Here is a 13118-nt window from a genome sequence, read left to right on the forward strand (position 1 = left end):
CGCGCCCCCGCGCCCGGCGGCCGGCGGCCCGCTCCCGCGGAAGGAACGTCGTGCTGCGTTACCTCGCGCTGAAGACCGGCCGGGCCCTGTTCGTGGTCTGGGCCGCGTTCACCCTGACCTTCGTCCTGCTGTTCGTGCTGCCCGCCGACCCGGTGGACCTGCTCTTCGACCCCGCCGAGGTCAACACCGTGCCGCCCGAGGTCCGCGAGCAGGTGGCGGCGAGCTACGGCTTCGACAGGCCGCTGATCCTGCAGTATCTGGCCCGGCTCGGGCACGCGCTGAGCGGCGACTTCGGCACCTCGGTGCAGTCGGGGCGGCCGGTCGTCGCCACGATCCTCGACGTGCTGCCGAGCACTCTCCTCCTCGCGGCGGGCGCGCTCGCACTGGCGCTGGTCATCGCCTTCGTGATCGCGCTCGCCGCGACCTCGGCCCGCCGCGCCTGGCTGCGCGACCTCCTGGAGGCACTGCCGTCGGGCGCGGTCTCGGTGCCGGTGTTCCTGTCCGGCATCCTGATGCTGCAGATCTTCTCGTTCCGGCTCGGCTGGTTCCCCGCCTTCGGCGACACGGGCGCGCGGAGCCTCGTCCTGCCGCTGATCACGCTGGCCATCCCGGTGTCCGGCCCGATCGCGCAGCTCCTCGTCCGCAGCTTCGCCACCGAGTTCCGCTCCGGCTACGTCACGACGAGCTGGGCGAAGGGGGCCACCCGCGGCGGCATCATCGTCCGCGACGTCTTCCGGAACGCCGGCCTTCCGGCGCTCACCATCGCCGGCATCACGTTCGGCAACCTGATCGCCGGCTCGGTCATCACCGAGACCGTCTTCGCCCGCCAGGGCGTCGGCCGGATGACGCAGGCGGCGATCAACACGCTGGACGTCCCGCTCGTGCAGGGGACCGTCGTGCTCGTGGCGGCCGGCTTCGCCCTGATCAACCTGATCGTCGACCTGATCTATCCGCTGCTCGACCCGCGGCTGCGGGCCGCGCTCGCCGCCGGCTGAGCCGCGTGAGGAGGAAGTGATGACCGTCGAACTCGACGCGCTCGCGGCGGGCCGCCGGGCCGGCTTCGCCCGCCCGATCGCCAGGCGGCTCGGCGAGCTCGCGCGGCAGCCGATCCTGGTGGCCTCGTGGCTCGTCGTGCTGGTCGTGATCGGCTGGGCGGTCGTCCCCGGCCTGTTCACCTCGTACGGCCCCTACACCGGCGACGCGTCCGCGAGCTTCCTGCCGCCGAGCGCCGAGCACTGGTTCGGCACCGACCGGCTGGGCCGCGACCTGTTCGCCCGCAGCGTGTACGGCGCGCAGACGACGCTGACCGCGACCCTGCTCGCCGTCCTCATCGCCTTCGGCGTCGGCACCCTCGTGGGGCTGATCGCCGGCTTCGCCGGGGGGATCGTGGACACCGCCGTCATGCGGGTGATCGACGTGTTCCTGGCGATCCCCAGCCTGCTGCTCGCCATGGTCGTGGTCTCGGTCCTCGGCTACTCCACACAGAACATCGCCCTGGCGGTCGGCATCTCCTCCATCGCGTCGTTCGCGCGGGTGATGAGAGCCCAGGTGCTCTCGGTCGTGACCCAGGACTACGTCAAGGCGGCCTACGGCCTCGGCGTCGGCCGGCTGGGCGTGATGCTCCGGCACGTCGTCCCCAACTCGCTCAGCTCCGTGATCGCGCTGGCGGCGCTGGAGATCGGCACGGCAGTGCTCGCCGTCGCCTCGCTCGGCTTCCTCGGCTACGGGGCGCCTCCGCCGCAGCCGGAATGGGGGCTGCTGGTGGCCGAGGGCCGCGACTACGTCGCGGTCCACCCCTGGGCCTCGATCCTGCCGGGCGCGGCGCTCGCCGTCGTCGTCATCGCCACCCACCGCATCAGCACCTCCTACCGGAAGGACCACCGCCGATGACCGACCCACATGCGGACAGACAGGACCCGCTGCTGCGGATCGCCGGTCTCGCGATCGACTACCGGACCGGACGCCGCCGGTGGACGCCGGCCGTACGCGGCGCCACCCTGCACGTCGGGCCGGGCGAGTTCGTCTCGCTCGTCGGCGAGTCGGGCTCGGGCAAGACCACCCTGGTCCAGGGCGCGCTCGGCCTGCTGCCGGAGTCCGCGCGGATCCGGGCCGGTTCGATCGCCTACTCCGGCGTCGACGTGACGGGCTGGAACGACCGGCGCATGGCGCTGGTGCGGGGCAACTACGTGGGCTTCATCCCCCAGGACCCCAACACGTCGCTGAACCCGGTCAAGAAGATCGGCCGGCAGGTGATCGAGGCGGTCCGGTTCAACGAGCCCGAGGCCCGCGATGCCGCGCACCACAGGCAGGCCGCGCTGGACAGCCTGCGCACGGCCGGTCTCAAGGACGCCGAGCGGGTGTTCCACCAATACCCGCACGAGCTCAGCGGCGGCATGAAGCAGCGGGCGCTCATCGCGATCGCGCTGGCGGGCAAACCGAAGATCATCGTGGCGGACGAGCCCACCAGCGCGCTCGACGTCACCGTCCAGAAGGTCATCCTCGATCACCTCGTGCGGCTGCGCGAGGAGCTCGGCATCGGCATCCTCCTGGTCACCCACGACCTCGGTGTCGCGCTCGACCGCTCCGACCGCATCCTGGTCATGCGCGACGGCGAGATCGTGGAGGAGGGCCCGGTCCGCCGGGTGCTGGAGAACGCGGCCGACGACTACACCCGCCGGCTGCTCGACGCGGCCCCCGCCCGGCACGCCGGGCGGCTGGAGCCGGCGTCGGGCCCGCGCCCGCTGCCCGGCCGTGAGGTGCTGCGGGCGCGCGGGCTCACCAAGACCTACCGCCTGCGCGGCCGGGGCCCGCGGCGTGAGCTGCGCGCCCTGGACGGCGTCGACCTGGTCGTACGCGAGGGCACCACGCACGCGATCGTCGGCGAGTCCGGCGCGGGCAAGTCGACGCTGGCGAGCATCCTGGCCGGTTTCGCCTCCCCCGACAGCGGCACCGTGCACCTGGGCGCCCGGGAGCTGACCGGACTGTCCCGGAGGCGGCTGCGGGAGATCCGCCGGGATCTGCAGTTCGTGTTCCAGAACCCCTTCACCTCCCTCGACCCGCGGTTCACGGTGAGCGAGATCGTCGCCGAGCCGCTGCGCGCCTTCGGCCTCGCGCGGGGCAGGCGGGAGCGGACGGACCGGGTGACCGAGCTGCTCAAGGCGGTGGCGCTGGACGAAAGGCACCTGCACCGGCTGCCGGGGCAGTTGTCGGGCGGCCAGCGGCAGCGGGTGGCGATCGCCAGGGCGCTGGCGCTCAACCCCGGGATCCTGGTGCTCGACGAGGCGGTGAGCGCGCTGGACGTGTCGGTCCAGGCCCAGATCCTGCGGCTGCTGGTGGACCTGCAGGCCGAGTACGGCCTCAGCTACGTGTTCGTGACCCACGACCTCGGCGTCGTACGCCTGATCGCCGACGACGTGTCGGTGATGAAGGACGGCGTCGTGGTCGAGACCGGCCCGGTCGAGCAGGTGTTCCGCTCACCGCGGCACGACTACACCCGGCAACTGCTGGAGGCGATCCCGGGAGCCGGGCTCGCCGTCGCAGGCGCACGCTAAGGAGATCGCCGTGTCACGCCGACTGCACCTCAACGTCAACATCCTCAACGCGGGCGTCTTCGGGGGCTCATGGCGGTTCCCCGGCACCGACGGCACCGCGAGCTACACGATCGAGCACTACACCTCGATCGCGAAGAAGGCCGAGCAGGCCAAGCTCGACGCGGTCTTCCTCGCCGACGGCCCGTCGCTCGACCCGCAGATCAGGCACCGTACGTCCAACAACCTGGAGCCGACGACGGTGCTGGCGCGGATCGCCGCGCAGACCGAGCGGATCGGCCTGATCGGGACGCTGTCGTCGTCCTACAACGACCCCGTCGAGCTGGCACGCCGTCTCGGCGACCTCGACTACGTCAGCGGCGGCCGCTTCGGCTGGAACGTGGTGACCACGGCGGGAGCCGTGGCGGCGCGCAACTTCGGCCGCACGAGTGAGCCCGGCCACGCGCTGCGCTACCGCCGCGCCGCCGAGTTCACCGAGCAGGTCGTCGCCTCCTGGGCGGCTCGCACCGCGCTCGTCTCCCCGCAGGGCAGGCCGGTCGTGGTGCAGGCCGGCGGCTCCAGCGACGGCCGCAGGCTCGCCTCTCGGGTCGGCGAGGTGATCTTCTCCGCCGACCAGGACATCGAGCACGCCCGCGCGTTCCGCGCCGAGATCCGCGAGGGGGCGGCCGCGTTCGGACGACGGCCCGAGGACGTCGTGGTCCTGCCCGGGCTGTCGACCGTCGTGGGCGGCACCGAGGCCGAGGCGCGGGCCCGGCGCGAGCTGCTGGACGAGATCCTCCCCGGCGAGTACGCCCGGAACCGGCTCGCCGGCCAGCTCGGCATCTCACTCGACGGTCTGTCCGACGACGAGCCGATCCCGCCCGAGCTGCTCGTCGCCCCCGACGAGGCCGGTGGTTCCCAGACCTTCTACCGCGTGGTCAAGACGATCATCGAAACGGAGCGGCCGACGCTCGGCCGGCTGCTGAAGAAGCTGTCCGGCGGCGGCGGTCACCGGATCGTCGTGGGGACGCCCGAGCAGATCGCCGACGACATCGAGCTGTGGTTCCGCACGGGCGCGGCGGACGGCTTCAACGTGATGCCCGACGTCCTTCCGTCGGGCTTCGACGACTTCGCCGACCATGTGGTGCCCGAGCTGCGGCGGCGCGGCCTGTTCCGCACCGACTACGAGGGGACGACCCTCCGCGACCACCTCGGGCTCGGCCTCCCCGACGCCGGGCCGTACGAGCTCCGCCCGCTGGAGCCTGCACTGTGAACGGCGCTGTGAACGGCGCTCTGTACGGCCCTGTGAACGCCCCGCGACGTCCCGTCCCACAACCGAAGGCGGTCTTGTCATGAGTCCAGTCATCCAGCTCGCCCTCGCGGTCGGTGAACCGGCCGCCCCGCCGGCCGCAGGACCGGCGCGGGGGCCGGTGCCGGTGCCGCTCACCGGCGCGGTCGCCGTCGCGGCGGCCGCGCGAGAGGCCGGGATCGCGGCGATACGTCTGCTCGACGAGGTGGCCGCGGGCCACGCCCTCGATCCGACCGTGGTGGCGGCGTATCTCGCCGGTCTCCACGACGGTCTCGGCTACATCGCCGAGGTGCCGACGACGCACAACGCGCCGTACAACACCGCGCGCCGTGTGCTCTCCCTCGACCGGGCGACCGGCGGCCTGGCCGGTGTCGCGCTGCGCGCGGGCGGCGGCGACGAGGTCAGCCGGGCCACGGCCCCCGCACCCCGCGCCGCCGGCCCCGCCGCGCGGTGGGCCGAGTACGCCCACGTGCTGACCCGGCTGTGGGAGTCGTTCCCGCGCGCGGCCCTGATCGGCGACCAGCAGGCGGGCGTCGTCGTCGACGACGCCCTCGTCCGGCCCATCGGCCACGAGGGTGCCTTCTACCGCGTCGCGGGCCCGCTGGACGGTCCCTCGTCCGTGCAGGGACGCCCCGTCGTCGTCGCCGACCTCGGCGACCTGGACGTCCTGGACGTGACGGCGGTCGCGCGGTCCGCGGACGTCGTCGTGGTGGGCCGGAAGCGGGCCGCCGGTGCGGACGCCGCGCTGACGGAGGCGCTGCGGCGAGCCGGCCGTTCCAGGCAGGAGGTGGCGCTGCTCGGCCGCGTCGAGATCGCCGGGGACGACCTCGGCCCCGGCGGCGCCGCGACGGCGGCCGCCCTCGCCGGCGAGCTGCGCGACTGGGCCGGCGAGCACCGGCTGGACGGCTTCGAGCTGGTGCCCACCGGAAGCGCCGACGCGGTGGTCACCGCGGTCCGGGCGCTGACGCCTCGGCTGACCGACCCCGCCGATGCGCCCGCCTCTCCGCGCCCGCTCACGCTGCGGGCCGCGCTGGGCCTGCCCGAGCCCGCGGCGGTGGCGGCGTGACCCCCCGGCCGCTCGCCGCGGACCACACCGCCGCGGACCACACCGCCGCGGACCACACCGCCGCGGACCACGCGGGCACGGACCACGCCGCCGCGGACCACGCGGGCAGCGGATACACCGTGGACGGCATCCGCGCCGCCGTCTCCCCGATCCTGCGGCGCCTGAGCGCGGGCGCGCGCGAGCGCGAGCTCACCCGCCAGTACGCGTTCGACGACGTGCGGGCGCTCGCCCGCGAGCGGATCACGCTGATCGGCGTCGCGAAGGAGGACGGCGGCGCGGGCGGGTCGGTGCGCGACGTGGCCGACCTGGTCATCGCCATCGCCCGCGCCGACTCCAATGTGGCCCAGGCGCTGCGCAGCAGCTTCCTCACCGCCAACCAGGTGGCGAGCCGGCCGGACCTGCCCGGCCGGGAGACGACCCTGCGGCGGCTGCGCGACGGCGACCTGTTCGCCGGCACCTCCAACGAGCGCACCGGCGGCGCCAGCGGGTCGGTCAACACCACCATCCGGCGTGACGGCGGCGGATACGTCATCAACGGCGAGAAGTACTACTCGACGGGCGGCCTGTACGCCTCGTGGTTCTCCGGCCTGGCCAAGGACGAGTCCGGGACCGTGCTGGGCTTCACCGTTCCGGTGGATCGCGAGGGCGTGGAGCGGCTCGACGACTTCGACGCGGTCGGCCAGCGGCTGACCGCGAGCGGCACCACCCGCCTGGTGAACGTGCGGGCGCATGAGGACGAGGTCGTGATCCGCGACAACAGCCTGCTCGACAACCCGTGGCTGGGCGCGTTCGCGCAGCTCTACCTGGCCGCGGTCGAGGCGGGCATCGCCGCCGCGGCGCTCGACGACGCGGTCTGGTTCGTCCGGGAGAAGGCCCGGCCCATCAAACACAGCACGGCGGCCAGGAGCGTCGACGACCCCTACGTGCGCCAGACCGTCGGCGAGATCGCCGCCCGGGCCCAGGCTGCCCGCTCCGCGGTGCTGTTGGCGGCCGAGGTCGTGCACGGGGTGCGCGGCCTGACCGGTTCCCGGGCGCGGGCGGCGGGCGCGGAGGCCGCGGTCACCGTGGCGCAGACCGGTGTGATCGCCATCGAGGCCGCCCTGCGGGCCGCCGAACTGCTCTTCGACGTCGCGGGCGGCTCGATCACCAACCGCGACCTCGGATTCGACCGGCACTGGCGCAACGCCCGCACGGTCGCCAACCACAACCCCCGCCAGTGGAAGGCGGCCGTGGCGGGCGCCTACCACCTGACCGGAGAGGAACCGCCGACGAGCGGGCTCTTCTGAACATCGAGAGGACACCATGACCGACAAGGCCAACCGGACGCTCGGACGCACCGGCGTCCTGGTCAGCCCGCTCACGCTCGGCACGATGAACTTCGGCCGATGGCAGGAGGAGGGCGAGAGCATCAAGATCATCCGGGCCGCCCTCGACGCCGGCGTCACATCCGTCGACACCGCCGACGTCTACGCCCAGGGCGTGTCGGAGGAGATCGTCGGCAAGGCCATCAAGGGCCGCCGCGACGAGGTCTTCCTCGCCACCAAGTTCCACGGGCAGATCGGGGACGACCCCCGGGACGCGGGCAACTCGCGCCGCTGGATCGTCCGCGCGGTCGAGGACAGCCTGCGCCGGCTCGGCACCGACCACATCGACCTCTATCAGGCGCACCGGCCGGACCCGCGCACCGACCTGCTGGAGACGCTGCGCACGCTCGACGACCTGGTCCGCCAGGGCAAGATCCTCTACTACGGCACCTCGGTCTTCCCCGCCCACCAGCTCGTCGAGGCGCAGTGGCTGGCCGACCGGCACGGGCTCGTCGCCCCGCACACCGAGCAGTCGCCATACTCGCTGCTCGTCCGCGGCGCGGAGCGCGAGGTGTTCCCCGTCGCGCGCAAGTACGGCCTCGGCGTGCTGACGTACGGCCCGCTGGCCGCGGGCTGGCTGTCGGGCAGGTACCGCGTCGGCGGCGAGCAGCCCGAGTCGGCGCGCGCCGACCTCATCCCCGGCCGGTTCGACGTCACCCTCGAACGCAACCGGCGCAAGCTCGCCGCCGCCGACGCGCTGGCCCGGCTCGCCGAGGACAGCGGCCTCACCCTGGTCGACCTGGCCCTGGCGTTCGCGCTCAACCATCCGGCGGTGAGCAGTGTGATCATCGGCCCGCGGACGATCGAGCACCTGGACGCCTACCTCAAGGCGGCCACCGTCGAGCTGAGCGACGACGTCCTCGACCGGATCGACGAGATCGTCGCCCCGGGCACCCACTTCGTCGAGCGCGACACCGGCAGCGACACCCCGTCTCTGCAGCCGTCCGCGCTCCGCCGCGCCCGCGCGCACGGCACCGACCACTGAGAAAGGGCATCGACTTGAGCTACGGCGCTTACGACACGACCTACGCGGCGGCCGAGGACCGCTACGAGAAGGTGGAATACCGGCGTGCCGGGAACTCCGGTCTCGACCTGCCGGCCATCTCCTTCGGGCTGTGGCAGAACTTCGGTCTCGACCGCCCGTACGAGACCCAGCGCGAGATCGTGCTGCACGCCTTCGACCTGGGCATCACCCATTTCGACAACGCCGACAGGTACGGCCCGCCGCACCGGGCCGCGCAGAAGTTCTTCGGCACGCTGCTGCGGCGGGAGCTCGCCCCGTACCGCGACGAGCTGATCCTGTCGACCAAGGCCGGCAACCCGATCGGCCCCAGTCCCTATCTGAAGGGCGGCTCGCGCAAGTCGCTGCTCACTTCGCTGGAGCACAGCCTGCGCGACCTGGGGACCGACCACGTCGACATCTTCTACAGCCACAGCCCCGACCCTGCGACGCCGCTGGAGGAGACCGTCGGCGCCCTCGTCAGCGCCGTGCAGCAGGGCAAGGCGCTGTACGTGGGCATCTCGAACTACGCTCCGGAGCGGGCCCACGAGGCGGCCGAGCTGCTGCGCCGGGCGGGGGTGCCGCTGCTGGTCCACCAGCCGCGCTACTCGATCTTCGACCGCCGCCCCGAGCTCAACGGCCTGCTCAAGCTGGCCGCCGAGGACGGGTTCGGTCTCGTCGTCTACTCGCCGCTGGCCCAGGGGCTGCTCACGGACAAGTACCTCTCCGGCATCCCCGCGGACGCGCGGGCCGGCAACAGCGCGTTCCTGTCTCCCGACGTCATCGACGGCACCTACCGGCGGCGGGCCGCCGCGCTCAACGACATCGCCAGGGAGCGCGGTCAGTCGCTCGCGCAGCTCGCGCTGCAGTGGGTGCTGCGGCAGCCGCAGGTGACCTCGGCGCTCATCGGGGCCAGCTCGACCGCGCAGCTCGACCACAACGTCAAGACGCTCGGCTTCCCGCCGCTCACCGAGCAGGAGCTGGCGCTGATCGACGAGCACGGCGTGCACGGAACAGGACTGAGGCTCTGACGTGAGCGACCTCACCACGACGATCGGGGCCGGCGTCGAGGACGGCCGGCCCTTCCGCCTGGGCTTCCTGCTGCACCTCGACGGCGACCTGCCGCCGGGCCGGGCCTACCGGGAGGCGATCGACCTGTTCGTGGCCGCCGAGGAACTGGGCTACGACTCGGGATGGGTCATCCAGCGGCACTTCCGCCAGGGCAACGAGCACGTCTCCGCACCCCTGGTCGTGCTCGCCGCGATCGCCGAGCACACCACGCGCATCCGGCTGGGCACCGGTGTGCTGGTGCTCCCGCTGGAGGACCCTCTCAAGACCGCCGAGGACGCGGCGACGCTCGACGAGCTCAGCGGCGGCCGCCTCGAACTGGGTGTGGGCTCCGGTCCCTTCCCGGGCGCCTGGGAGGCGTTCGGGAAGGACCTGGCCGACCGGCACCGGCTCTTCGACGCCTCCGTGGCGCGGCTGCACGAGGTGCTGGAGGGGACGACGCTCAACAGCCTCGGCGAGGTGCTCCACCCGCCCGCGCCCGGGCTGCGGCGGCGGCTGTGGCAGGCCACCACCGGTGACCCCGAACTGGCTCACGCGGCGGCCGCCGCCGCCGGACGCGCCGGCGACGGGCTGCAGCTCTCCCGCGCCACCGCCTGGCGCGGCGGCACCGTGCGCGAGGCGCAGCGGCAGCAGGCCGAGTGGATCGCGGCCTACCGCGCGGCCCACGAGGAGGCCCACGAGGAGGCATGGCCCGATCCCGGCCGCGCGCCCCGCGTGCAGGTCTCCCGGGCCGTCTATCCCCACCCCGACCGGGCGGAGGCCGTACGCCTGGTCACGCCCGGCGTCCGGCGCTGGCAGAGCTGGCTGTCCTCCCGCAGGGACGTCGCGAACCTCGGCGTCGAGGAGTATCTGGAGGCCGACCACGCCCTGCTCGGCCCGCCGGAGGCGCTCGCCGCCGAGCTGGCCGCCGATCCGGCGCTGCGTCAGGTCACCGACCTGCTGGTGAACTTCGTCCCCGGCGTGCCCGAGTCCGGCGAACACCTCCGGCTGCTCACCTCCGCCGCGCGAGAGCTGGCCCCCCTGCTCGGCTGGCGTCCCGCGCGGCAGCCCGTCACGGTCCCGGGCGGCACGCGATGAGCGGGTTCCATCTCGCCCTGTCGCTGATGACGCCCGGCCACTTCCGGCACGCCTGGCGGCTGCCGCACGCCGACCCGCTGGCCTACCTGGACATCGGCCACTTCCAGCGGCTGGCGCGGATCGCCGAGGAGGCGAAGATCGACGCGGTCTTCCTCGGCGACGCCCCCGCGCTGGGCGGCGAGATCGAGGAGGCGCCCGGCACCGGGCTCGACCCGCTCGTGCTCCTGGGCAACCTGGCGGCGATCACCACGCACCTCGGGGTGATCGCCACCAGCTCGACGACGTACAACTCGCCGTACAACCTGGCCCGGCGGTTCCAGACGCTCGACCACGTGACGAGGGGCCGCGCGGCCGTCAACGTCGTCACCACCGGCACGCCCGCCGCGGCGGCGAACTTCGGCCTGGCCGAGCATCCCGGCAAGGAGACCCGCTACCGCCGGGCGCACGAGTTCCTCGACGTGGTGACCCGGCTGTGGGACGGCTGGGAGCCGGACGCGATCGTCGCCGACAAGCAGAGCGGCCGTTACGCCGACCCCTCCCGCATCCACCGGATCGACCACGTGGGCGAGTTCTTCTCGGTGGCCGGGCCCCTCCCGGTCGGCCCGGGGCCGCAGGGCCGTCCGGTCGTCGTCCAGGCGGGCGGCTCCGAGGGCGGGCTCGCCCTGGCCGGTCGCTTCGCCGACGTCGTGTTCACCGTGGCGCAGACCCGGGCCAGGGCCGTCGCGTTCCGCGACGACATCCGCCGCCGCGCGGTCGCGGCCGGCCGCCACCCCGACGACGTGAAGGTCTCCCTCGGCGTGGTGGTGCTCATCGCGGCGACCGAGGAGGAGGCCCGGCGCCGGGAGCGCGAACTGTACGCCACGCTGCCGATCGAGCGGCTGACGAGGGTGCTGCTGCGCAACCTGGGCCTGCCCGAGGACGGGTTCGGTCCCGACGACCCGATCGGCGTCGGCGACCTGCCCGGCTCCATCCCCGGCGACGCCTTCTCCGCGGGCTTCGGCGCCTCCACGCGGGCGCTGCTCGCGGAGGGTCCGCGCACGCCCCGCGAGCTGGTCCAGCGCAGCGCGGGCGGGTCGGGACACCGGCTGCTGGTGGGCTCGGCCGAGCAGGTCGCCGACGACCTGCAGGCGTGGTTCGAGGCGGGTGCGGCGGACGGCTTCACGGTCATGCCGGCCGACACCGCCGTCGACCTGGAGAGCTTCGCCAGGCTCGTGGTGCCGATCCTCCAGGAGCGCGGGCTGTTCCAGCGGGAGTACAGCCATCCCACTCTGCGCGGCCGCCTGGGGCTGCGCTTCCCGGTCCGGCCGCGGGCCGTGACGGACGGCGTTCCGGCCTGAAGCCGCGCCCTCTCGGCGGGGCCGTCCACACGGCGGCCCCGCCGTACGGTGCCGGCTCCGGGCGCGGGGGCCCGGACGCGGGGGGCCGGACGCCGGGGCCGGGCGTGCCGGGTTTGCGCGGGCGATCGGAAGAGCATTACATTTCCCACTGAATCAGGTGGTTTTACTGGTTTTCCGCGTCGGCCGGCGAGGCGTCTTCGGCGGCCGTGCGCCGGTCCGCGTCCGCTGACGAGGTGAACTGATGCGTTTCCACTGGTTCCTGCCGACGACCGGCGACGGGCACGACGTCCGCTCCGCCATCACCACCACCGACAGCTTCCGGCCCACCGCGCGTCCCGCCACCATCGCCTATCTGAGCCAGGTGGCCGCAGCCGCGGAGCAGGCCGGATTCGAGGCCGCGCTCACCCCGGTCGGCGCGGGCTGCCCCGACCCGTGGATCGTGTGCGCTGCGCTGACCCAGCACACCGAGCGGCTCAAGACGCTGGTCGCGTTCCGCACGGGCTACACCCTGCCCACCCTGCTGGCCCAGCAGGCGCAGGCGTTCCAGCAGGTCTCCGGCGGGCGGCTGCTGGTGAACGTCGTCACGGGCGGCGACCCGGTCGAGCAGCGCGCGTACGGCGACTTCCTCGACCACGACGCCCGCTACGCGAGAACCGACGAGTTCCTCCAGGTGCTGCGTCTGGCCTGGGACGGCGTGCCCTTCGACCACCACGGCGAGCACTACCGGGTCGAGGCGGGCGGGCTGGCCGAGCCGATCACTCCGGTGCCGGACGTCTACTTCGGCGGCGCCTCCCCCGCCGCAGAACGCGTCGCCGCCCGCCGCGCCGACGTCGCGCTCATGTGGGGCGAACCACCGCAGGCCATAGCGGCGCGGATCGACCGGCTGCGCGGCCTGGCCGCGTCGGAGGGCCGCGAACTGCGCTACGGCCTGCGCGTGCACGTCATCGCCCGCGACACCGCGTCCGCCGCCTGGGCGGAGGCCGAGCGCCTGCTCGCCGGCATGGACCCGGCCCGCATCGCCGAGGCGCAGCGGCGCTTCGCCCGCTACGACTCGGTGGGGCAGCGCCGCATGGTCGAGCTCCACCACGGCGGCACGCGCGACCTGGAGATCCACCCGGGGCTGTGGGCCGGTGTGGGCCTGGTGCGCGAAGGCGCGGGCACCGCTCTCGTCGGCTCCTACGACGAAGTCGCCGCGCTGCTGCGCGAGTACGCCGCGGTGGGCATCGACGAGTTCGTCCTCTCCGGCTGGCCTCACCTGGAGGAGGCGTACCGCGTCGGCGAATACGTCGTCCCCCGCCTCCGATCCCTCGTGACGGCCTGACCCCCGCGGCTCGGTCGCCTCCGGCCCCTCGACGCGGCCCGGCGGTCCC

11 protein-coding genes are annotated in these 13118 nt (G+C 73.7%); all 11 read left to right on the plus strand.

The window, feature by feature from the left end; all coding sequences use genetic code 11:
• Nucleotides 1-50: 50 nt before the first annotated feature.
• The 11 genes from HCK04_RS02745 (at nucleotide 51) to HCK04_RS02795 (ending at nucleotide 13069) form a co-directional block, all read left to right on the plus strand.
• Nucleotides 51-995 (plus strand): ABC transporter permease, encoded by a 945-nt coding sequence (locus tag HCK04_RS02745; protein ID WP_142645293.1) that lies wholly within the window; start codon nucleotides 51-53, stop codon nucleotides 993-995.
• Nucleotides 996-1014: 19 nt separating this feature from the next.
• Entirely contained in the window at nucleotides 1015-1890 is an 876-nt protein-coding gene (locus HCK04_RS02750) for an ABC transporter permease (protein ID WP_142645294.1), read from the plus strand.
• Nucleotides 1887-3551: an ABC transporter ATP-binding protein gene (locus HCK04_RS02755; protein ID WP_142645295.1), complete on the plus strand. Its 1665-nt coding sequence runs from the start codon at nucleotides 1887-1889 to the stop codon at nucleotides 3549-3551. The genes HCK04_RS02750 and HCK04_RS02755 overlap by 4 nt, the downstream gene beginning before the upstream one ends.
• A gap of 10 nt (nucleotides 3552-3561) precedes the next feature.
• Complete coding sequence (locus HCK04_RS02760; RefSeq protein WP_142645296.1) at nucleotides 3562-4800, plus strand: LLM class flavin-dependent oxidoreductase; 1239 nt, start codon at nucleotides 3562-3564, stop codon at nucleotides 4798-4800.
• 79 nt (nucleotides 4801-4879) lie between these two features.
• On the plus strand, nucleotides 4880-5902 hold the full coding sequence (locus HCK04_RS02765; RefSeq protein ID WP_142645297.1) for an LLM class flavin-dependent oxidoreductase: 1023 nt from the start codon (nucleotides 4880-4882) through the stop codon (nucleotides 5900-5902).
• Nucleotides 5899-7188, plus strand: a complete 1290-nt coding sequence (locus tag HCK04_RS02770) for an acyl-CoA dehydrogenase family protein (protein ID WP_205829771.1) — start codon at nucleotides 5899-5901, stop codon at nucleotides 7186-7188. Before HCK04_RS02765 ends, HCK04_RS02770 begins: the two co-directional genes overlap by 4 nt.
• A 16-nt stretch (nucleotides 7189-7204) precedes the next feature.
• On the plus strand, nucleotides 7205-8251 hold the full coding sequence (locus HCK04_RS02775; RefSeq protein ID WP_142645298.1) for an aldo/keto reductase: 1047 nt from the start codon (nucleotides 7205-7207) through the stop codon (nucleotides 8249-8251).
• Between the two features lie 14 nt (nucleotides 8252-8265).
• Entirely contained in the window at nucleotides 8266-9297 is a 1032-nt protein-coding gene (locus HCK04_RS02780) for an aldo/keto reductase (protein ID WP_142645299.1), read from the plus strand.
• 1 nt (nucleotide 9298) lies between these two features.
• Entirely contained in the window at nucleotides 9299-10411 is a 1113-nt protein-coding gene (locus tag HCK04_RS02785; protein ID WP_142645300.1) for an LLM class flavin-dependent oxidoreductase, read from the plus strand.
• Entirely contained in the window at nucleotides 10408-11748 is a 1341-nt protein-coding gene (locus HCK04_RS02790) for an NtaA/DmoA family FMN-dependent monooxygenase (RefSeq protein WP_142645301.1), read from the plus strand. The genes HCK04_RS02785 and HCK04_RS02790 overlap by 4 nt, the downstream gene beginning before the upstream one ends.
• 241 nt (nucleotides 11749-11989) lie before the next feature.
• Complete coding sequence (locus tag HCK04_RS02795; protein ID WP_142645302.1) at nucleotides 11990-13069, plus strand: LLM class flavin-dependent oxidoreductase; 1080 nt, start codon at nucleotides 11990-11992, stop codon at nucleotides 13067-13069.
• Nucleotides 13070-13118: the final 49 nt, after the last annotated feature.

Source organism: Microbispora sp. CL1-1 (assembly GCF_012034195.1).
In the GTDB taxonomy this organism is placed as follows: domain Bacteria; phylum Actinomycetota; class Actinomycetes; order Streptosporangiales; family Streptosporangiaceae; genus Microbispora.

Bases quoted from the DNA above. Each gene is read 5' to 3' on its own strand.
- HCK04_RS02790 (WP_142645301.1), top strand. From the start codon at position 10,408: ATGAGCGGGTTCCATCTCGCCCTGTCGCTGATGACGCCCGGCCACTTC.
- HCK04_RS02765 (WP_142645297.1), top strand. From the start codon at position 4,880: ATGAGTCCAGTCATCCAGCTCGCCCTCGCGGTCGGTGAACCGGCCGCC.
- HCK04_RS02755 (WP_142645295.1), top strand. From the start codon at position 1,887: ATGACCGACCCACATGCGGACAGACAGGACCCGCTGCTGCGGATCGCC.
- HCK04_RS02795 (WP_142645302.1), top strand. From the start codon at position 11,990: ATGCGTTTCCACTGGTTCCTGCCGACGACCGGCGACGGGCACGACGTC.
- HCK04_RS02775 (WP_142645298.1), top strand. From the start codon at position 7,205: ATGACCGACAAGGCCAACCGGACGCTCGGACGCACCGGCGTCCTGGTC.
- HCK04_RS02750 (WP_142645294.1), top strand. From the start codon at position 1,015: ATGACCGTCGAACTCGACGCGCTCGCGGCGGGCCGCCGGGCCGGCTTC.